The following is a 21,797-nucleotide window of genomic DNA, read 5'->3' as shown; positions in this document are numbered from 1 at the left end:
GAAGGAAACCACGTTCTCTCTAAACTCTTTATTCTATTATACCCAGCCTCTAAAGCGGCTAGCTTCTGCCATTTTACGTACACCAACCATATAGGCTGCTAAACGCATGTTCACTTTACGAACTTGTGATGTTTCGTAAATAGAATCGAATGATCTTACCATTACTTTTTCTAAACGTTGTTCTACTTCTTCTTCTGACCAGTAGTAACCTTGGTTATTTTGTACCCATTCGAAGTAAGATACAGTAACACCACCAGCACTTGCTAATACATCAGGAACAAGTAAAATACCGCGTTCTGTTAAAATTTTAGTTGCTTCTAATGTAGTTGGACCATTTGCTGCTTCTACAACAATTTTCGCTTTAATATCCGCAGCATTCTCTTCTGTAATTTGGTTCTCGATTGCAGCTGGAACTAAAATATCACAATCAAGTTCTAATAGCTCTTTGTTTGAAATTGTATTGTTGAACAATTTCGTTACTGTTCCGAAGCTGTCACGACGATCTAGTAAGTAGTCGATATCCAATCCATTTGGATCATGTAGTGCACCGTAAGCATCAGAAATCGCAATTACTTTTGCACCAGCATCATGCATAAATTTAGCTAAGAAGCTACCAGCGTTCCCAAACCCTTGGACAACAACGCGAGCGCCTTTAATATCGATACCGCGTTTTTTCGCAGCTTCGCGAATACAGATTGTTACACCTTTTGCAGTTGCTGTTTCACGCCCATGAGATCCACCTAATACAAGCGGTTTACCTGTAATAAATCCAGGCGAATTAAATTCATCGATGCGGCTATATTCATCCATCATCCATGCCATAATTTGTGAGTTTGTAAATACATCTGGAGCAGGAATATCTTTTGTTGGACCAACAATCTGGCTAATTGCTCGTACATATCCACGGCTTAATCTTTCTAATTCACGGAAAGACATTTCACGTGGATCACAAATGATACCACCTTTACCTCCACCATATGGTAAATCAACAATACCACATTTTAAACTCATCCAAATAGAAAGTGCTTTCACTTCGTTTTCTGTTACGTTTGGATGGAAGCGAATTCCACCTTTCGTTGGACCAACAGCATCATTGTGCTGTGCGCGATATCCTGTAAATATTTTAACAGTCCCGTCATCCATACGAACTGGAATTTTCACTGTCATCATACGAATTGGTTCTTTCAGTAATTCATATACCTCGTTTGGATAACCCAACTTTTCTAGGGCTTCGTTAATAACAATTTGTGTTGAATTCAACAATTCAAAATGTTGCTCCCTTTGTTGTGTTTGTGTTTGAGCTCCCTTTTCGGCTACCATAGTAAGTAAACCCCCTGTAATTTCACTTGTTTAGTAAACCTTCATTGCCTAGTATACACCGTTAAATTTGGAATGCAATAGAAAACGCTAACAAATGTATACAAACTATTCTTTATTGCAAGCGTTTTCACTATTATTATAGTCCTTTTATCGCTTTTAGAAAAGTAAAATACTTAAATATTTAAATGTTTTTTATATCACAATGTATTTTAGTCTATCTAATATCGCAAAATACTAACAAAACCTCAAGCTATTTCTACTAGCTGAGGTTTTGTTTTAAGACAAAATACTTGTATATTTGCTGAATTGCTTGAGAATCCATTAATTCTTTTCCATATTCCATAATACGATAAATTGTTGCTGTAGAAGAATTACCGTATTCTGCTAAAATCGCAATAATATCTGCCTTTAATAATGGTGTTTCTTCTTCCATCCAAAGATAAAAACGCCCATCCCATGTGTAGAGTTTCCCTCCGGTTACACCGAGATTATACAAACGATTTGCCAACGTAATCACATCTTCAAACGTTGCAAATTCATACAATATATGTTCACTCTCATCTAGAGTTACTTGCATCTCGATAAACTCATCACGAAACTCATCTTCTGTATCGGTTTCGTGATTTTCTTTTGTGACAATTACAACCATTCCTTGTGCTTGTAAAGAAAAAACTTCAACCGCAATTGGACCATCCGCTTCAAATCCAAGTTCTTTATTTGCTTCTTGCATCATATCGCGAAATAACTGTTGCACTTTCGGAGCATTTTTCCATAAATCCTCCTTCGTCAATCCTCGCTCAGATAAATCGTCAAACGTTAGGAAAATTTTGATTTTATTATAATTTAAACGTTCCAGCCTCATCTTGTAACCTCCCTACGTAACCGTTGTATCTAATTTTTATTATATGAAATAGAAAATAGATGGTTCTTTTCGAACAACTATTCCGACGTATTTAACCATTTATCCCATTCTTTTTTTGTATCACCAATGAACACATTTTGAAGTCCAATCTTGTCTTCATCTGAAACAAACTGACTTGCAAATCCAACAAGCCCTATGCAGATCTTTGAATTCTGACTTTGCAACTTCTTAATCAAATTTAGTGCGCCTTTCAAATATCGCTCTTTTGAACATGATATAAACACATATTTGGGTGCAAATTGCTTAATAACTGTATGAATCTCATCTTCCTCTAGGCCTGTCCCAAAATATGTTGCTTGATAGCCTTTCAAACGTAAATATATTGTGAAAACAAAAAGGTTTAATGTATTCAATTCTCCTGGTGCGCATATAGCCAAAGCTTTTGGCAAAATAAAATTAGTATGCGTATTATGATAAATCATTCCAATGCGTGAACATAAAAATGAATCTATATACCGCTCTTGTACAGCTGTTATCTCATCATTTCTCCGCATAGTCTCCAATTTATCAATAATCTTAACAAATATATGAGTGATTACTTTTTCTGTTGTATAAATAACAAATGCCTCGTTTAATAATTCACGGGCATGCTTTTCATCAAATTTTAACAAATAATGAAGGATATCGTCTACTAAAAACACTTCTGTACTGTACGCTACTTCAACTAAATTGTGATTTTGCAATCGATTGCTCTCTAATAACTGGACTGCTTGACCAATCGTAAATCCTTCATTCACTTTATACATTAACCATTTTAAAATTCTCACATGCTCTTCTGTATATAGGCGATGCCCAGCATCATTGCGCTTTGGAGCAATAATATGATATCGTCTCTCCCAAGCCCGCAGCGTACTCGGCTGAATTCCAAGCATATTCGAAACAGCTTTTATATTATATTTCCCTTTTAAAGTTGGCATGTTTTTCCCACCTTTAAACCGAACATCTTTTATTTTTTTCCTTGCAACGTAATTAAGTGCGTTTGGGCTGGAGCTCGAAAACGTAGTGGTATCAATGTCGTTCCATACCCATTACTCACAAATAAAGTTGTATTCGGATACTTATATACGCCGCCTTTTAGATATCGTTTAAAATGAAATAGACGAATTTGTCCCCCATGGGTATGACCACTTAATACGAGGGAAATTTGTTCTTGTCCAGACATTTTGTTTACAATAACAGGATTGTGACTAATAAGAATACGAAAGCCATTTTCTTGACAATCTGCTAGTGCCAAGTCTAAACGATCCCGTTCTAATCCAGCATCATCCACCCCTAATAAGCAAAGCTTGTCGCCAGAATCTGATTCAAACAGCACTCTTGTATTATCTAAAATTTTCACACCATGTTCTAGTAATAACGCATCTAGTTCATGATAGTCAATTTCATAATCATTATTTCCCCATACAAAATATATAGGACCAATTTTACTTAATGTTTGAACATTAGCAGCAATTTGTGATAACGATACACCTTTCTCAGCTAAATCACCGCCAATAATAACAAAATCAGCTTTTCCTTTTACATTTTCAATTAAAGAAGGCGAAACAATTCTCCTATGAATATCTGAAATGAAAAATATCCTGACCTTTCCAAAGCTTTCCGGGAAATTTACAAATGATAAAGTGTGTTCTAGCAATGTATTACGCAATGCTTCTCTATACATCATAAAAAGACAAATAAAGCCAATACATATGAACGTACCACCTAAAATCCACAACATATATTTTTCTCAACTTCCCTCTCAACAAAATGTAATTTTATCAAGCTATATTGCAATAAAGATGAATAAAATCTCATCCGATACAAAAGACTTCATTCACCTTTTCAACCACTCATATAACCATTATTTTACAGATACTATTCCTTCTCCGTTTTCTTTTTGACAGGAATTTTCAATTCTTTTCCCACTTCTAACTGATTGTCTTGTAAATTGTTATAGCGTTTAATGATTGTAGCCCCATCTTCATTGGGAAAATACTGTTTCCCAATACTTTCAAATGTCTCACCTGCTTTTACAATATGCGTTTCAAATTTTTCTGGCTGCTTCTTTTTTCCTTCACCATGTTTATTTGAATCGAAAAAAATCACTTCAAACGCATTTGTTCCAGGGACATCATTCTCTTTTGCACTTTTTACTTCGATATACTTATCCGTATACCATAAAATACTAAGTGGTAACAAAATAAATAAAAATGTTAAAACTCGAACAAAAAAGTGGTTAATCTTAAATTTAGATTTTTTCTTTTCTTTATTTCTATGAACCTCACTTCGCGGCGGTAAACCTTCTTCTGTTTGCTCTTCTTCCAATTCTTCTTCAAAATCGGGAATTTGTTTCCTCATGCTGTTCACCACCACCTTTCATTTATTTTCTTAATTGAAGTCCCATTATAAAATCAACAAGAAAGTGTGCAAAAATTGTTATAAACAAATTTCCTGTCCATTGAAACACATATCCAAATACAAAACTAATCATACATACAAAGCAAAATAAGAATGGCTTCATCACATATCGAATATGTAAAACAGCAAAAATAAGGCTAGCAATTACAAGTCCGAAATGCGTCTGTAACACACCCCGAAATAAAAATTCTTCAGCAAATCCAATAACAAACGTAATAGCTAATAATTGTATGACAGAAATCCCTTGGAACATCCGCTCATTAATTCCACCATCATCAAACCACGATTCTGGGAACACTTGCATTGCAATATAATCAAATAAGATGACACCACCCGCAACTCCACTACCTATTATAAGGATGGAAACAGGTTCCCATTTCCACAAATCATAAAATTCATTTCTATTTGGAAATAATATATAGGCTAATGCGCAGCCAACACCTATAATTATTAATTGTGTTATATAGAGGTTAAGCCGTATTTCTTTCGGACCTATGTCTTCAATACTACGCCTTTGAATGTCCATCATTCCTCCGTTCTCTCATACCAAAGAGCAATTGTAACTCCGCTTCCCAATTATAGTCGAAAATTGATTGTCTTGCTCGTCTTTTTTTATAATCTTCTTTGGAAATACCGCAGTAGTCACAGCAGTTTTTTACCTCAGCTTCCTTCTTATATCCAAATTGATGTAGCATTTGTTCCCGTCTACACCCTTTAAACTGGAGCCACGATTTCATATTTTCTAATTGCCTATATTTATTCCGAAGACGCCCGTCCACTTCTAACATCAATTTTTTCATTTTCTCATCTGACAAGGATTCCATAATGAGCTTCTTCTGTTGTATGATTTTCATCTTTTCTAAATGATAACGTACAAAACGCCAATGCTGCTCACTAAACCTTGCGGCATTATAACAAATTTCTTCCACATCTTCCATTGGCAATACTTTCGTTTGGAACATCTTCTCTTGTAGTAAGGAAAATAAAAATTGAATTTGCTGTTTATTTGGTAATTCATCCTCAATGATAGAAACTGGTAGATCATGATCCAATGGACTACAAAGTAGAATCGCAATACTCATCTCTCCATCTCTTCCCGCTCTACCGATTTCTTGTAAATAAGAAGCAATATTTGCAGGATAATGAAAATGAATAATATATCTTGTATTCGGCTTGTTTACCCCCATACCAAATGCACTTGTACATATAACAAGCTGCAGTTGATCATTCATAAATTGTTGCTGAATTAACATCCGCTCTTCATGTTCCATTCCACCATGATAAAATGCAACATCTGCTATACCTTTACTCCTTAAATATTCTGTCAGGCGCTCCGTCCAAGCCCTGCTAGAACAATAAATAATTCCTGGTCCTTGTAAATAAGTAACTTGCGTGAGAAGCGCTTCCTTTTTTTCTTCTATTGTTTGTACAAATTGTACTTCCATTGCAATATTTGGACGATCAATCGAATACACATGCTCTGCTACATTCGTAAGTTTTAAACTTTTTATAATATCTTGTAATACTTCTTTTGTTGCAGTAGCTGTTAATGCTAATACCGGAGGATGTCCAATAGCCGCTATAACTTGATCTAATTTTTTATAGTCTGTTCGAAAATCGTAACCCCATTGCGAAATACAATGTGCTTCATCAACGACAAATAGCGAAATATGAATCTTTTTTAGTTCTCTTATTATTGCTTCAGTTTGCAGCATTTCAGGCGAGACAAAGACAAATTTATAAGAAGATAATCTTTTTATCGCTTCTTTTTTCTCAGTTAATGTACGGAAACTATTAAACGCAATCACACGATCCTTTACTATATATTTAAGCTGCGCTACCTGATCTTCCATTAAGGATAGTAATGGAGAAACAATCAGTACTGTTCCATCTTGCATAAGACCTGGAAGTTGATAGCACATTGATTTTCCTCTTCCAGTTGGAAGCATCGCCACAACATCTTTTCCTTGCAACAAATCCACAATAACCTCTTTCTGTCCTTGACGAAATTCGTTATAACCAAACCACTTATACAGATAATCCTCAAGTCTCATTTACACCCTCCATCTGTGCTAACACAAGACGAATTTCAAAATAAGAAACTGTTTCTCCTACCGCTTGCTTTAATACACGCAACTTACGTGTTTGTAATGTTTCAATAATGCGCTGCACATGCTTAATTTTATTTTTCCCAATGAACATTTCAATAGAAAAATCTCGTTCTCGTAATGCAATTTCAACAAAATGATCCTCTATTGTTGCAACCTTTAAATTTCTAATCGTTGCAATTTCATCTAAAGAGAGCCCTTGTCTCCAAAGCTGATATGTTTTCTGCGTGGATAAACTAAACAAATCTGCCCTTTCATTCGGATAAGAAATAATTTTTGTTAATAACGGAAACTCTTTTTCATCCTCTCGAACAGATTGAATAAAGAAATGAATGGTACCCCAAAATAAGAGATAGATGCGAAATACATCTTGGTTTGTAATTTCTGCAAGTTGTTTTAATGTATATCCAATCCGTTCATACCCAGTTAGTCGATATGTAAAAATCGTTGCTTCTATTGGCAAAGTATCTTTCAACAGCATATGTATCTCTTTCCACAAACCTGCCGCAAGTTCACTTCTTGTATACGGTATCCCGATGAGGAACTGCTTGACCCACATCATGATCTCTGTATCTTGTTGAATAGGAATAAATTTCGCATTTTGCTGTTGTAAATTTGACACAGTTTGAATAATTAATGAAAGTCGTTTCCAAAAAAGCTCGCCAAGATCACCATAGTGTAAACCATGTAAATACTGTGGAAAAGAAAGTGTTTTTTTCCAAGTTTCCAGTTGTTCCTTTCCAGCATCAGTTAAAATGTACGTATTTTCATGTACATTCTGAATCCATTCTTTATGCAATACATGTTCAATTTCCTGATCATAATCAGAACGTTGTAATGATTTGTATATTCCAAACAGAAAAGAAATGTGAAATATATTTCCGTCTTGTAGTGTTTGTGAAGAACGTTTTCCTTTTAAAAGGTGATAAATGGAAGAAACAGTTCGTTCACCATTTAATTGTTTTATGCAATATAGTAAAGTATATTGTAACTGCATCACCGCTTCCACCTTTCAATTACATTTATCCCGCTATTTGCTGGCAGTAAAAGCCCGATTGGTGAAAGCTTTCTATCGATAGGGATGAAGAGAACCCCACTGATAGAAGTTTCACTTTATATTTTCTATTGTATCAAACTGTACAGCATTTAGGCATTTTGAAAATCTTGTGAAATAAATCAAAAATAAGTTGACACTCTAATTGATAAGCATTATCATTATAATTTTATGTTGAAAAGTTTGAAAAACCGTTTTACAATAAGGTTATAATTTTTATAGCGAATATTTTCACATACATATTATCAGGAGGGAAAAGAATATGGCAAAATATACAATTGTTGATAAAGACACTTGCATCGCATGCGGAGCTTGCGGAGCTGCTGCACCAGACATTTATGATTACGATGATGAAGGTATTGCATTTGTAACATTAGATGATAACCAAGGTATCGTTGAAATTCCAGATGTATTAATTGACGACATGATGGACGCATTTGAAGGTTGTCCAACTGACTCAATTAAAGTTGCTGACGAATCATTCGATGGCGACGCTTTAAAATTCGAATAGTCTTTTTATTAACTTCAAAAAATCCCCCTCATTTTATGAGGGGGATTTTTTGTTATTCATCTAACTTACAATTTAAAAAGCCATCAGCGATATTCTTTCCTCTGATGGCCAAAATTTCTATGCATTTTTCATTTTTGCAAATACCCATACTTTTAAACGTGAAAACAGCGCTACAAACACAACTGTTACAACAATTCCTTTAATTAAATTAAATGGTAGAATTGCCGCTACAATCATTTGTCGCATACCACTGCTAGACATAGCAGGCTGATTTAAAAACCAAGTGTACGCTGGTAAAATAATGAAATAATTTAACACACTCATAATGATAGACATAGCAACCGTTCCTAACATTAACCCTGTTGTTAAACTTTTTACTGTGCGATGCTTACGAAATAAGAATGCCGCTGGACCAATAAATAGACATCCCGCAATGAAATTAGCTACCTCTCCAACCGGAACTCCGGTTAAACTTCCTTGAATCCCATAGTGAAGGATATTTTTTATCCCTTCTACAACTACACCTGCAATCGGACTAAAAATAATCGCTGCAATTAAAGCTGGCACATCACTAAAGTCAATTTTTAAAAATGGCGGAAGTCCTGGAAATGGAAAATCCAACATCATAAGCAAATACGCAATACTACTAAGCATCGCTACACTCACCATTTGTACTACACTGTTTTTTTGTTTCATCATTCTCTCTCCTTTTCCATCGATCATCTCATGGAAAGTGGAAAGGTTCTGCTATGCCTATTTTTTCATGATACGAAAAAACCCTTTGTGGTTTACACAAAGGGAGAATTTTTAGGCACATCAAACAGACGTTCAAAGAGCTATCTTTTTTGAACGCTTGAACCTCCATCTTCTCCCATCCAGACTGTACTGTCGGCTTTGGAATCTCACCAAATCCTGCCTTAACGGCTCGCGGGCTTAGAACGAAAAGCAACTGTTCATCACCGCCGGTCGGGATTTTCACCCTGCCCCGAAGATAGACCGATATTCTATTTTCTTCACCATTATACAACAACATCATACAGTTGTGAATAAAAATGTTTATAACTTACGAATAGTAAGCATCGTTCTATATAAGATTTGTCTTATTAATACTCAATAAAAAAGCTATCGAATTATTTGACAACACAATCCATATTTTTTACAATCTGACTTTTTCCTGCGTAATTCCCTAGTCATTCATACAGAAAAGTGATAAGATGTTGAATTGTTAAGATAAGAGCATTTTCTTAATACGGAGGAAATGTCATGAAGAAAGAAAAAAGACACTCTATTCAAGAAACGATGAAAAAAAACTTAAGAAAAGAATACTTTTATTTAAAAAAGGAATTACTTTTCTACTGTCCAATTGATTTAGGCACATTTTCAAGAGAAACATACTATGCTACTTTTGACAAAGAAGGAATTAGTGTATATCAGTATGATAAAACAACAGAAAGTAAACTAAAGCTACGCGAGCGTCATCTGTGGAAAAGTTGGGATAAAGTGAAAATTGATCACTATTTAACAACATCACAATTTGTTTTCCAAGGAAAACGAAATTGGATTCTCTCTCTCTTTCATAAAGGGAAAGAGGCCCAAAAAATAATTAAAGAACATACTTCTTTACAAACAGAAGTTGTTTCCCGATCCTTTTTGAAAAAGCTTCCTGGTTTTCGTTCCAATACAACTTTAAACAAATATATAGGCAGCATTTGTTATACAGCACTTATTGCATTTTTATTAAAGTGGATAATTCCATTTCAAGTACAAGTTGCCTTGTATTCGTTTTCTATCGGCTGTATGCTCCTTGGTCTACTTTGCTTTACAATTGGACTAATCGAACCAACCATTGTATTATTTCGAACGAAGGAAAAAACAAGGACAAAGGTCTTTTATTATTATAGCTATTTAGCCATTTCTGGATTTATATGTGTCTTTATTTTTTGGTAAAAAAAGAGCTAGTCCTACTAGCCCTTTTTTTAATTCATATATAATTTTTGATTTGGATAAATTCGATCTTGTTGTAATGCATTTTTTACTTTTATCTCATGAACAGTCATGCCAAACTTACGGGCAATACTGACCAATGTATCCCCTTTTTGCACAATATACATCGATGATGAAACCACTTGATCCCTTTCTTCATTTAAAACAAACAATGGATTCATTGCATTTCTTTTCCCAAATGTCCAAGCACCTTTATGAACTTCTAAGTGCAGATGTGCACCTCGTGATTCACCTGTGTTTCCCACTTCACCAATTACCTCACCTCTTGTAATATGATTCCCTTGAAATACATATCTCTTATTTAGATGGGCGTAAACGGCCTCATATTCTCCATGCTTAATAAACACTACATTTCCATAACTATTTGAAAAATAGGATTTTGTCACCGTTCCACCTCGAATAGCTGCAATCGGTGTTCCGATTGCAGCAGCTATATCAATACCATAGTGTTTTCCATTTCTTGTTCCAAAATAGTCACTAATTCTTCCATCTACCGGCCATGTCCATCGTCCGTCCTCAGCATAAGCATATAATTGAGAACTAAAAAACAATCCAAAGACAAGTATCCCGACTTTTAAGCCTTTCATATACATCCTCCGTTTTTTAATAACCGCCACACTTTCTCTATTGTGGTATATTACGGAAAAAAGTATACAAAAAAGAAAGTGAATTACTCCACTTCCTTTTTACGAAAAACAATTGCACTTCGTTTATATTCAACATCTTTCACCATAAGGCGAGCATTTATCACCCTAGCTATTGCGAATAAATAATCAGATAATCGATTGACATATCGTAATACAACTTCATTTATTTCCTCTTGCTTTCCTAATGATACAATATAGCGCTCAGCTCTCCGCGTTACCGTACGTGCAACATGGGTCACCGCAGATGCTGGGCTCCCGCCAGGTAAAATAAAACACTCTAATGGTGGCGCTTCTTCTATGTAGTGATCAATTCGTCCTTCTAAATATATGACCATTTCTTCTGTTACTTTATAAGGTAATTTTTGCTGCACAATTGCTAAATCTCCACCGCAATCAAACAATTCATGCTGAATCTTTTCAAGCTCCTCATGTATGTCTTGAAAGCATTCTTCTTGAAGCATAGTCATCGCATATCCAATATGAGAATTCGCCTCATCAATTGTTCCATATGCTTCTACACGAATATGATCTTTATCAACTCGTCCACCTATAATACTCGTTTGTCCTTTATCTCCTGTTTTCGTATATAGTTTCAAATATTCTACACCTCTCTTTTAAATTTTTATTCATTACACGATCCATCAAATGTAAGTATACATTGAAAAAACGACTTAAACCTTTCTTTTTTTGATGGGAGAGAGCATCCGACCATGCGTAGAAACGGTCAGTACCTTTTAGCCCCATGCCATGTGAGAACAGAAGGAGAAAATGAGCGGAGACCTTCTTTTATTTTCATAGCCGTGACTTATATGCCAGCAAATCAACATGGATTTATTCTTTCCTTAGTCTAAGCTTCTTGTCTTTCAATCAACTTTCATAGAGAGACTACCATCTACAAATAGTACAATAAAACAAAAAGCTCTAATATTCTTCATTCCATTGAGAAAATATTATAAACTCAAAAAGAATAAAAAATACTAGAACTTCAGTATTGACTCACAACAATATCACTTATATTGATTGACCTGGTAAATATACAGAGAATATTGTTCCTTCTCCAACGACACTTGATATAGAAACTTTACCATTATGCCCTTGTACAATGTTTTTAGCAATTGCAAGCCCTAAACCAGTACCACCTGTTTTCCCACGTGTTCTTGCTTTATCAGCTTTATAAAAACGATCAAACAAGAACGGAATGTCTTCTTCAGGAATACCAGCACCTGAATCTTGCACTTCAAACATGAGTCCATTATTTTTCGTATCAATAATAAGCTCAACATGACCACCTGCATTTGTATGCCTGATTGCATTGTCAATTAAGTTCGTTAATACTTGCTCCATACGATCTGGATCAAACGAATGTTGCTCAATTGGATTACGGAAATCAACTGTTAACCGCACATTTTTTTCTTTTGCAATCCCTTGAAATTTGCGTCCAATCTTCTCAACAAATGGATGAATATCCACTTCAGATATATGCAATTCAACATGACCACTTTCCATACGCGCTAAATCTAAAAGCTCATTCACAAGGCGACCTAAACGAACTGACTCATCATAAATAATTTGTACAAATTCATTTATTTCTTCTTTTGTTTGAACAATATCATCCAAGATTGCCTCACTATACCCTTGGAGCATAACCATCGGTGTGCGCAATTCATGAGACACATTCGCAATAAAATCTTGACGCATTTTTTCAAGGCGACGTTCTTCTGTCATATCACGAAGCACCGCCACAGCACCGCGAATTTTTGTTTGATTATATAGCGGCGTCATAAGGACAACGTAGTTACCCTTTTGTAAATTAATTTCAATGACTTGCTGTTGCTCACTTTCTACTACAAGATGAAACAACTCAACAAGTTCCGGCGGTAAATTCCTACTTAATTCCAACTCTTTTTCTTCTTGCCAAACTTGTAAAAAATGCTCCGCCGGTGGATTGATAACAACAACCTCACACTCTTGATTTAGCGTTACAACCCCATCTGCCATACTGCTTAAAATACTAGAAAGTTGTTCTTTTTCTTGCTGTAGTGCATTAATATTAAACTTTAATTGTTTTCCCATTTGATTTAACGCCGTTGCTAGCTCTCCTATTTCGTCTTGCGAAACCATAGGTGCTTTCGTATCAAATTTCCCGCGCGCTACTTCAAAGGCCACTTCACGCATTTTACGAAGTGGAGCTGTAATTCGTGTCGATAAGAAAAATGCAAAGAACGTTGTTAAAATAATCGCAATTCCCGCTGATAAAAAAATAAAATCTGTCGCTTTTTCCATACCTTGTTTTGGAACTTGCAATGATTGATACACAAACACCGCACTATGATTTGATGATTGCAGCGGCTTGCCAACAATCATAATATCATTTTCAGAGTTCTTCTTCGTTTTGTCATCAGACACTTTTTTTATTTTTTCTTTATTTTCTTTTTTATCTATAAAAACAGCTGCTAAATCTTTATCCTTTTTCAGATCTTCTATTGTAAGATCTACCAATCCTTCTTGTTTCGGTGAAGAAGAAACTTCATGATCCCCTTTTACAATAATAATTCGTGAGAGCGGATCAGCAAACTTATACGCGATATTCTCAATCGTTTTTTCGTCTGCACCTTCTTCAATTAATTCCGAAACACTTGTCGCTACTTTTGTAAGCCTGTTTTCACTCATTTCAATATAGTAATTATCAAAAAACTGCGAAAGCAAAATGGCAACAAAGCCAAGAACAAATGAAACAAGAAGCAATATGGTCATCCATAGCTTTCCTACTACACTTCTCCAAAGCATCAGTCGTTCACAACCTCAAACTTATAACCAACACCCCATACAGTTACGATCATCTTCGCTGCATCAGCTGATTTTTTACTTAATTTTTCACGTAAACGCTTTACGTGCGTATCTACTGTACGCAGGTCTCCAAAGAATTCATATTGCCATACCTCTTTTAATAATTGCTCACGATCAAATACTTTATCAGGAGCCTTTGCTAAAAATAGTAACAATTCATATTCCTTTGGTGTTAAATTGACTTCATCACCATCAGCAGTAACGCGATGCGCATCGTTATCAATTGTTAAATGCGGGAATACAATAATATCTTTTGTTGTTGTATCTTGTGTAAAGAATGTTGTTGTCACAGAACGTCGCAAGACCGCTTTTACACGAAGGACTACTTCACGTGGACTAAACGGCTTTACGATATAATCATCCGAGCCAACTTCAAATCCTTGCACCCTGTTTACTTCTTCACCTTTAGCTGTCAGCATAATAATTGGTGTTGCTTTTTTCTCACGAATTCCTTTACATACTTCAATCCCATCTTTTCCAGGCATCATGATGTCTAATAAGATTAAATCATAATCATTTTGCAATGCTTTTTCTAAAGCTGTATCACCATTATCAGCCTCATCAATCGTATATTGTTCTCTTTCTAAATACATTTTTAATAAACGGCGAATACGATCTTCATCATCTACAATTAAAATTCTTGGTTCATTTTCCATTGCTTCCCGCTGCCCGTAAAAAAACATGACAACGGTTCACACCTACCTTTCTATGATGTAATACGATTTTTACTCTTATCTCATAATAGATAATTCTAAAATGTTAGTCTTCCACCTTAGACATTATACTTCACAAGAATAATAAAATTTGTTCATTTCTTTTCCAAAAATATGTATTTTTCTTGAACAGGACATTTAGGCCCCGACATCATTTTACAAAATCAGCCTTTATTTTGCCATGTTTTTCTCAAAAAAGAAAAGAAATTGACAAAAATAAAATAGGAAAGTGACAACCACTTTCCTATTTTATTACGCTTAACTGAACGGTATGTCCCCTCTAAAATAGAGAAAAAACCTTACGCATATGAGTGTAAACCAGCAATAATTAAGTTTACAGCTATAAAGTTAAACATTATAATGGCAAATCCAATTACCGCAAGCCATGCCGACTTCTCACCATGCCAACCTTTAGATAGACGTAAATGTAAAACTGCAGCATAAAAGAGCCATGTAATGAGTGCCCATACCTCTTTTGGATCCCACCCCCAAAAGCGCGTCCATGCAATTTGTGCCCAAATCATCGCAAAAATTAACGCTCCTAACGTAAAGACTGGGAATCCAATTGCAATAGATCGATATCCAATTTCATCAAGTAAATCACTGTTAACATTTTTCACTACTGGCTGAAGGGCCGCTGATACTCTTTTTCGTAAAATTAATCTTAATACAAGATATAGTCCCGTTCCAACAAGCAGTGACCAAATTACTGTATTTAATTTCTTTGCATTTATTATAGCAGGCATTTCTGCAATCGGTTCAAGTTTTCCAGTTGTTATTAACTTCCCTTCATGGGGTCCAACTAGTGCAGGCAGATTATATTTCATCTCGACTTTTTGTTCATTTTTATCCACCCATTGAAACTTTGCTTCATATTTCGTTGCCGAATAAACTGTTGTTACCGCTATGAATCCGACAGCGCAAATGAGTGTAAACACAACTGTTTCTAACCAAAATGTCCGTTTCGTCCTTTTTGACTGATCTACATTTTTAAGCAAATATATGACACCTGTAATAAAACTAATTGCTAAAATAGCTTGCCCAGCTGCGGCCGTTGTTACATGAATATGTAGCCAATTACTTTTCAACGATGGAATAAGCGGTGAAATTTCTCTCGGAAACATACTTGCATATGCAATTAACAAAAGGGCTACTGGTAAAGCGAATAATCCGACTATGCTTACACGATACATGAAATACATAACAATAAAAGCACCAACAAGCATCATGCCGAAGAATGTACCAAACTCAAAGAAATTACTTACTGGTGCATGCCCTGAAGCGATCCACCTTGTTACAAAGTATACAGTTTGAGCGACAAATCCTAAAATTGTTATGGTTATACCTATATTTGCCCACTTCCGACCTTTTTCTTTAATCGCCCCCCCGAAGAACAGTGTTGCAATTAAATAGAAGATGAAAGCGGCAAATAAGAAATTACTGCTGATTTGCACCATATATTCTCCCCACCTTAACTAATTTTTTGATCATTTACTTTGTCGTATGGTTGTGGAATTGTTGTTCCTTCAAGCACTTTCTCAATATCTTTCCGCAAGCCAAACCAGTTTTTATTTGTATGGCCAGCAATCCACCATTCATCTTTAACACGTTGTATCCAGATACGACGATGATTCCAATACATCCCTTGAATCACACCAACCATGAAGATAAATCCTCCGATTCCAAGAATCCATAGTGTCAAATCTTTTCTCACAATAAGCCCCGTTGCATTTCGCATTTCTACTCCTGCAAAGGTCATTTTATATTGATTATTTCCTTCTGGTTCTATGTTTTGTTGTATACCTACAAAACTCACTTCTCCTTCTGGCGTCTCTGGTGTAAACATTTTAAAAACGAAAGCTGGGTTGTTCGGAATCTTTGTTTTTGTATTGGGCTGACCATTCTCATCAAAATAAAAATCAGGAAAATAACTTAATAATTTTATAGAATACCCATCTCCTAAATCGTATGTTTCTTTTGGATTTTCTAAGTTAACTTTAATGGGTTTCCATTTTTTCTGATTGTCTTTTTTCTGTAAAGAAAAAGACATACTACCAAATTCATTTTCTTTAAAATCTAGTTGATATAGAGCAAACTGATCAAATTTTAACGGTTCATTCACTTTAATTTTAGATTCCTTTACCTTTTCTAACTTTGGTTTTTGTCCAGCTATATTTTCTTCTACAGCTTTATACAATACAGCATTTGTTTGGTAGTTTTTAGCGATCATTTTATCGCCTACACGCTCAATCGCATCATTAAATACTTTATCATCTTTACTCTTGTCATAAACTTCTTTTATAAACTTTTCATTCTTCAAATAATATTTCCCATCAGTTCCTGGGATCTCTTTTGTTTCCCCATCACGTAGCCACAGTGCTTCATCCACATACATACTCGGAAGAAAACGTAGCATTGCTCCGAATAGAAAAATGATAAGACCGATATGATTCACATATGGACCCCAGCGAGAAAATCTTCCTTTTTCCGCTAAAATATTTTCGCCTTCGACTCTTACATTGTAATTTTTTTTCTTTAAATTGGCTTGAATCTGTTCTAAATCCCCCTCTTTTGGAGAACCTGTCCCATACAATCGTTGTCTCTTTAAAAAACTTGGGTGTCTTTTTACACCCTGCTTTTTTAAAGCCTTATAAAGCGGAATTACACGATCTAAACTACATATCACAAGTGACACACCAATCGACGCAATTAAAATTATATACCACCATGAGCTATATAATTTATTAAAACCCAATTGGTAATATAGTTGTCCAAGAAAACCATATTCCTGTTCATAATATTCACTTGGTGTAACACCTGGAGGTATATACATTTCTTGCGGAAATATGGTTCCAACTGCTGATGCTAATAGAGTGATAACAATGAGCCATACCCCCACCTTTACGGAAGAAAAAAAACTCCAAACTTTATCTACTATCGTTCTCGTATGAATAAGAGAGCGCCGGGCACTCCCCTCATATCGCATATCTAATAACCTCGTATCTTCCTTGTTTTCAAAAGGTTTCCCGCAAGCTTCACAAAAAATTGTGCCTATTGGATTTACATGTCCACATTCACACTTTATCTGTTCCAATATTCTCACCGCCTCTTGTTTCTATTTATCATTGTATCTTCCAAACACAAGTTACCTAAATACTCAGAATTTTCAAGATAGGTACTAAGACGAAGCAAAGCACCTTCATCTATCAAACTCTTTTACTATTCGTTATGTAAAGGCTTTCTTTACTAAGGAGTAATTTTCTTTAAATATTCCTCCATTTGTTCCTTTGTTTGTGTACCAGTAATTTTCTCGATTACATTTCCTTCTTTATCAATTAAAAATGTTGTTGGCAGTGGACCAACGCCATATGTACCAATTATTTCTTGCCCTTTATCAATCGCAACAGGGAACTTTAATCCATATTGATTCACAAAATTTTTCACCGCAATATTCGTTTCATCTGCATCTAATGCGATGATTTCAACGCCTTTTTCTTTATATTTAGGATATAATTCATTCATATAAGGCATCTCTTTTTCACACGGTTTGCACCACGTTCCCCAAAAATTTAAAAATATCCCTTTTCCTTTCAGGTCATTTAGCTCGATTTTTTTTCCTTCTAAATCTGAAACAACAAAGTTAGGTGCTTTTTTCCCGATTTGCATTTTTTCCTTATCAACAAAAAAACCTTGATAAAGTGTGAATCCTACTGCCACGCTTAAAATAAGCAAAATGAGAATGCGAAATAGTAAGCGATTCTTCTTCATACTCTCTCCCCTCTCTTTGATGAATTTATATGTAAAAAATTTCTGTAACTACTAACTTGTCCTTTACTTCAAGCATTTGTTTATTTTAATATATATGCCTCCATAATCACTCACCAAAACGATCGGTTCAACTAATCATCCATAGGGGATAAAACTCCCCCCACGGATGGAAGTTTCACTTTACCACTTATCTCGGCTTTGTAGAAGCAAGCGCACGTAATTGTTTTACTTCATGAGGTGATAACTCTCTTGCATCACCAGGGCGTAGACTTCCTACTTCTAAGAAAGCATAACGTTCACGTTTTAATTTCATTACTTTACAGCCAAGCGCCTCAAACATACGACGAACTTGACGATTACGTCCTTCATGGATCGTTAATTGTACAATTGCCATCTCTTTACGCTTATCCCAAGAAAGGATTTTCACACGTGCTGGTGCTGTCTTTCCATCTTCTAATACAACACCTTTTTCTAACATGCGAATTTTCTCTCCTGTTAATGGGCCTTTTACTTTTGCAACATATGTTTTCTCAACTTTATATTTTGGATGCATCAATATGTTTGCAAAATCACCATCGTTTGTCATAAGAAGTACGCCAGACGTATCATAGTCTAAACGACCAATTGGGAATAGGCGCTGTGTGATTTCAGGGAAAAAGTCTGTAACAACTTTTCTTCCTTTGTCATCTGATACGCTCGAAATTACGCCAGTTGGTTTATATAGTAAGAAATAAATAGGTTCTTCTTTTTCAAGAGGGATATTATTTACTTCTACTTTATCTTGAGGAGTTACCTTCGTTCCTAACTCAGTCACTACTTTACCGTTAACTTTAACTTTTCCTTGCTGAATAAGTTCTTCAGCTTTTCGTCTTGATGCAATTCCTGCTTGCGCAATCACTTTTTGTAATCGTTCCATTTCCATTATTCACCTCAAATTTATCTTACCTTCATTAGAAGGAGTTGGCAACCGCCAGAACATATAGCAGCCAGCCTAACATATCGTAAACAACATAGCTACGTTTCTAAACTTATAAAGGCCGAATTCGGTTTCAATTCTTTATTATTGTTTACCCTCATATAGTTGTTCACAACAAAAGTTCATTATTTTGTCAAAAATATTCCACAAAAAAACCACTATTAAGCCTACCCTTAATAGTGGTCGTATACGTATTATAAGCGAATTAACTCAAAAAATGAATACCGATTACTGAAACAATAAAGAAACAAACACAATAGAACAAATAATCCCAATTAAATCTGCAAACAACCCTACCTTTAAAGCATCACCCATTTTACGAATACCAACAGCTCCAAAGTACACTGTTAAAATATAAAACGTTGTATCTGTACTTCCTTGCATTGTGGAAGCGAGCCTACCAATAAATGAATCTGGTCCATATGTAGCAATTAAATCTGTAGTAATACTTAATCCTGCCGAACCAGAAATGGGGCGTATGAGCGCAAGTGGTACAATTTCTGCTGGCACGTGAATCATATCCAACATTGGCTTCATTACAGAAATCATGGCATCTAAAGCCCCAGATGCCCTGAAAATAGAAATGGATACGAGCATCCCCACCATAAATGGTAAAATAGAAATAGCAATTTGGATTCCTTCTTTCCCACCTTCTACAAATGATTCGTACGTTGGAACTTTTTTTATCGTGCCATATAATAGAATAAAACCAATCACACAAGGTATCACCCATAATGAAATTGTATTAACAATACTCACTTTTTCCGCCCCTTTCTACTCCGTCTGCGGTAAAAATAGCGGTCAATCCAAATAGCCCCAATCATCGATAGTACTTGTGCAATAAACGTAACACCAACAATTTCAGTCGGATTCGCCGATTCATACGTCATTCGGATTGAAATCACAGTAGTCGGTATCAATGTAATTGCGGATGTATTCAAAGCTAAAAATGTCACCATAGAACGACTTGCTGAATCCTTTCCTCCATTCAGTTCCTTAAGTTGTTCCATTGCTTTAATACCAAGTGGCGTCGCTGCATTTCCTAACCCAAAAAAGTTTGCCATCATATTTGACAAAATAAATCCCATCGAAGGATGATCCTTTGGTACTTCTGGAAACAATCTTTTTACAACTGGCATAAAAAATGAGACTAATTTCTTTAATAAGCCCGCTTCTTCAGCAATCTTCATTAACCCTAGCCAAAAGACTAAAACACTAATCAGCCCAATACAAATGGTTACTGCATCTTTTGACCCTTCAAAGACTGCTTTATTCACTTCCTCCATCGTTCCGTTTATCATCGCATATACAATCCCAATAACCGCCATCGCCACCCATACGAGGTTAACCATCTGTTCCAACACCTAACATATGAGAGAAGATTTCTATCACATCATTCCAATATACTCCAGTTGTAGCAACCAACTTTCGCTTACTATAAAACAGATTACGTTCCCCTACTTTTTCTTCATTAATATAAACTATTGTCTTACCGACTTTCTCTCCATCTACTAATTTTGCACTCCTATCAAGTTCAACCTTTAGCATAACCTGTTTCTTCTCATCTTTCGTTAGCGGTATAGCGAAATCATTTTTTATATAAACATGATTTGTATACTTCTTTTCCTGCAGTCCAGAGAGCGCTCCTTGCCCTAGAACCTTCGTTAACTCATATTGCTTAAACCCTTGATCAAACAAATACATATGGTCGTCCCAATCATTAGACGCATTAAGTGTCACTACAATTAAATCTAATCCATCTTTCGAAGCTGTTGTAACAAGTGTACGCCCTGCTTTTTTTGTAAATCCCGTCTTGCCTCCTGTTGCAAATTCATAATAAGAAGTTACAAGTTTATGCTTGTTTTTCCATGGATAATCCCACATTTTCGATTGATATGTTTTTGTTCCAAAAATTTTCCGAAACGTTTCATTTCCCATTGCATAACGTGTTAAAAGTGCCATATCATATGCAGACGAATAGTGCGTTCCATCCCCATCTAGACCATGTGGATTTGAAAAATGTGTATCTTTCATTCCTATTTGTTTCGCTTTTTCGTTCATCAAATAAACAAACCCCTCTATGCTTCCCCCAACATTTTCAGCAATTGCTTGTGCTGCATCATTACCGGAACGAAGCATTAAACCATAAACTAAATCCTCTAGCGGTACTTTTTTTCCAGGTTGTAAATAAATTGCCGACCCCTCTACTCGAACAGCCTTATCGCTAATAGGTACAACTTCTTTCATTTTCCCTGATTCGGCAGCGAGTAAGGCAGTCATAATTTTCGTGATGCTAGCAATTTTTTGTGATTCATGTTCTAACTTTCCATATAACACACGTCCTGAATGTTCTTCCATCAATATGGCATTATGGGCGCTTACATCATTCATTTGTGCATATGTATGAATCGGTATAACACTTGCACACATTATAATAAGTGCAATTACAATCCAAGTTCGTCTCATATTCCCCCACGTCCTTTTGGCACTTTTTGTACAAGTGTATGCTTGGCCCCTTAAAATATGA

The 21,797-nt window shown here is 35.4% G+C and carries 22 protein-coding genes and 1 riboswitch; of the genes, 2 read left to right on the top strand and 20 right to left on the bottom strand.

What is annotated here, in order from left to right; genetic code table 11:
• Positions 1–36: 36 nt before the first annotated feature.
• The 8 genes from gudB to JDS96_RS07010 all read right to left on the bottom strand — a co-directional run bounded on the left by gudB (position 37) and on the right by JDS96_RS07010 (position 7,747).
• Positions 37–1,320 (bottom strand): NAD-specific glutamate dehydrogenase, encoded by a 1,284-nt coding sequence (gudB, locus tag JDS96_RS07045; protein ID WP_003196304.1) that lies wholly within the window; start codon positions 1,318–1,320, stop codon positions 37–39.
• Positions 1,321–1,579: 259 nt separating this feature from the next.
• Positions 1,580–2,182 carry a genetic competence negative regulator gene (locus JDS96_RS07040; RefSeq protein WP_006094247.1) on the bottom strand — a complete coding sequence of 201 codons (603 nt, stop codon included), beginning with the start codon at positions 2,180–2,182 and terminating at the stop codon, positions 1,580–1,582.
• 77 nt (positions 2,183–2,259) lie between these two features.
• Positions 2,260–3,159, bottom strand: a complete 900-nt coding sequence (locus tag JDS96_RS07035) for a MerR family transcriptional regulator (protein WP_003206552.1) — start codon at positions 3,157–3,159, stop codon at positions 2,260–2,262.
• A 29-nt stretch (positions 3,160–3,188) separates the two neighbouring features.
• Positions 3,189–3,962, bottom strand: coding sequence for a metallophosphoesterase (locus tag JDS96_RS07030; protein ID WP_199666450.1), 774 nt, complete (start codon positions 3,960–3,962; stop codon positions 3,189–3,191).
• Positions 3,963–4,099: 137 nt separating this feature from the next.
• The gene (locus JDS96_RS07025) at positions 4,100–4,582 is read right to left on the bottom strand and encodes a LysM peptidoglycan-binding domain-containing protein (protein WP_006094243.1); all 483 of its coding nucleotides are present in this window, start codon (positions 4,580–4,582) and stop codon (positions 4,100–4,102) included.
• 22 nt (positions 4,583–4,604) lie between these two features.
• The gene (locus tag JDS96_RS07020; protein ID WP_199666461.1) at positions 4,605–5,168 is read right to left on the bottom strand and encodes a CPBP family intramembrane glutamic endopeptidase; all 564 of its coding nucleotides are present in this window, start codon (positions 5,166–5,168) and stop codon (positions 4,605–4,607) included.
• Positions 5,149–6,696 (bottom strand): RecQ family ATP-dependent DNA helicase, encoded by a 1,548-nt coding sequence (locus JDS96_RS07015; protein ID WP_033796012.1) that lies wholly within the window; start codon positions 6,694–6,696, stop codon positions 5,149–5,151. Before JDS96_RS07015 ends, JDS96_RS07020 begins: the two co-directional genes overlap by 20 nt.
• Complete coding sequence (locus tag JDS96_RS07010; RefSeq protein WP_142308392.1) at positions 6,686–7,747, bottom strand: YpbB family protein; 1,062 nt, start codon at positions 7,745–7,747, stop codon at positions 6,686–6,688. Before JDS96_RS07010 ends, JDS96_RS07015 begins: the two co-directional genes overlap by 11 nt.
• Before the next feature lie 319 nt (positions 7,748–8,066).
• On the opposite strand from JDS96_RS07010, the gene JDS96_RS07005 reads away from it, so the two are divergent.
• Entirely contained in the window at positions 8,067–8,315 is a 249-nt protein-coding gene (locus JDS96_RS07005) for a ferredoxin (RefSeq protein WP_003206564.1), read from the top strand.
• 117 nt (positions 8,316–8,432) lie between these two features.
• On the opposite strand, the gene JDS96_RS07000 is transcribed toward JDS96_RS07005, so the two are convergent.
• Positions 8,433–9,011, bottom strand: a complete 579-nt coding sequence (locus JDS96_RS07000) for an ECF transporter S component (protein WP_033796014.1) — start codon at positions 9,009–9,011, stop codon at positions 8,433–8,435.
• Positions 9,012–9,174: 163 nt separating this feature from the next.
• A riboswitch (FMN riboswitch) is annotated at positions 9,175–9,312 on the bottom strand.
• Between the two features lie 266 nt (positions 9,313–9,578).
• On the opposite strand from JDS96_RS07000, the gene JDS96_RS06995 reads away from it, so the two are divergent.
• Positions 9,579–10,262: a hypothetical protein gene (locus tag JDS96_RS06995; protein WP_003206567.1), complete on the top strand. Its 684-nt coding sequence runs from the start codon at positions 9,579–9,581 to the stop codon at positions 10,260–10,262.
• Positions 10,263–10,291: 29 nt separating this feature from the next.
• Here the strand turns inward: JDS96_RS06995 and JDS96_RS06990 are convergent, their stop codons facing one another.
• The 11 genes from JDS96_RS06990 to JDS96_RS06940 all read right to left on the bottom strand — a co-directional run bounded on the left by JDS96_RS06990 (position 10,292) and on the right by JDS96_RS06940 (position 21,736).
• A complete protein-coding gene (locus tag JDS96_RS06990; RefSeq protein WP_199666449.1) occupies positions 10,292–10,906 on the bottom strand; it encodes a peptidoglycan DD-metalloendopeptidase family protein in 615 nt (204 codons plus the stop codon).
• An 83-nt stretch (positions 10,907–10,989) separates the two neighbouring features.
• Complete coding sequence (locus tag JDS96_RS06985) at positions 10,990–11,562, bottom strand: cob(I)yrinic acid a,c-diamide adenosyltransferase (protein WP_018764255.1); 573 nt, start codon at positions 11,560–11,562, stop codon at positions 10,990–10,992.
• Between the two features lie 415 nt (positions 11,563–11,977).
• Positions 11,978–13,753 carry an ATP-binding protein gene (locus tag JDS96_RS06980; RefSeq protein ID WP_003206574.1) on the bottom strand — a complete coding sequence of 592 codons (1,776 nt, stop codon included), beginning with the start codon at positions 13,751–13,753 and terminating at the stop codon, positions 11,978–11,980.
• Positions 13,753–14,469, bottom strand: a complete 717-nt coding sequence (gene resD, locus JDS96_RS06975; RefSeq protein ID WP_026008430.1) for a DNA-binding response regulator ResD — start codon at positions 14,467–14,469, stop codon at positions 13,753–13,755. Before resD ends, JDS96_RS06980 begins: the two co-directional genes overlap by 1 nt.
• A gap of 356 nt (positions 14,470–14,825) precedes the next feature.
• Positions 14,826–15,983, bottom strand: coding sequence for a c-type cytochrome biogenesis protein CcsB (ccsB, locus tag JDS96_RS06970; protein WP_199666448.1), 1,158 nt, complete (start codon positions 15,981–15,983; stop codon positions 14,826–14,828).
• Positions 15,984–15,997: 14 nt separating this feature from the next.
• A complete protein-coding gene (locus JDS96_RS06965) occupies positions 15,998–17,623 on the bottom strand; it encodes a cytochrome c biogenesis ResB family protein (protein WP_097794242.1) in 1,626 nt (541 codons plus the stop codon).
• Between the two features lie 149 nt (positions 17,624–17,772).
• Positions 17,773–18,294: a thiol-disulfide oxidoreductase ResA gene (resA, locus tag JDS96_RS06960; RefSeq protein WP_003206580.1), complete on the bottom strand. Its 522-nt coding sequence runs from the start codon at positions 18,292–18,294 to the stop codon at positions 17,773–17,775.
• A gap of 187 nt (positions 18,295–18,481) precedes the next feature.
• The gene (gene rluB / locus JDS96_RS06955; RefSeq protein ID WP_018764251.1) at positions 18,482–19,210 is read right to left on the bottom strand and encodes a 23S rRNA pseudouridine(2605) synthase RluB; all 729 of its coding nucleotides are present in this window, start codon (positions 19,208–19,210) and stop codon (positions 18,482–18,484) included.
• Between the two features lie 288 nt (positions 19,211–19,498).
• Positions 19,499–20,029 carry a spore maturation protein SpmB gene (spmB, locus tag JDS96_RS06950; protein WP_033796016.1) on the bottom strand — a complete coding sequence of 177 codons (531 nt, stop codon included), beginning with the start codon at positions 20,027–20,029 and terminating at the stop codon, positions 19,499–19,501.
• The gene (spmA, locus tag JDS96_RS06945; RefSeq protein WP_016114058.1) at positions 20,026–20,622 is read right to left on the bottom strand and encodes a spore maturation protein SpmA; all 597 of its coding nucleotides are present in this window, start codon (positions 20,620–20,622) and stop codon (positions 20,026–20,028) included. The genes spmB and spmA overlap by 4 nt, the downstream gene beginning before the upstream one ends.
• Positions 20,615–21,736 carry a D-alanyl-D-alanine carboxypeptidase family protein gene (locus tag JDS96_RS06940; protein ID WP_006094225.1) on the bottom strand — a complete coding sequence of 374 codons (1,122 nt, stop codon included), beginning with the start codon at positions 21,734–21,736 and terminating at the stop codon, positions 20,615–20,617. Before JDS96_RS06940 ends, spmA begins: the two co-directional genes overlap by 8 nt.
• Between the last annotated feature and the right edge of the window lie 61 nt (positions 21,737–21,797).

This window comes from Bacillus cereus group sp. N21 (genome assembly GCF_016483395.1).
Classification (GTDB): domain Bacteria; phylum Bacillota; class Bacilli; order Bacillales; family Bacillaceae_G; genus Bacillus_A; species Bacillus_A pseudomycoides.
This window is presented reverse-complemented; position numbering and strand designations above follow the sequence as displayed.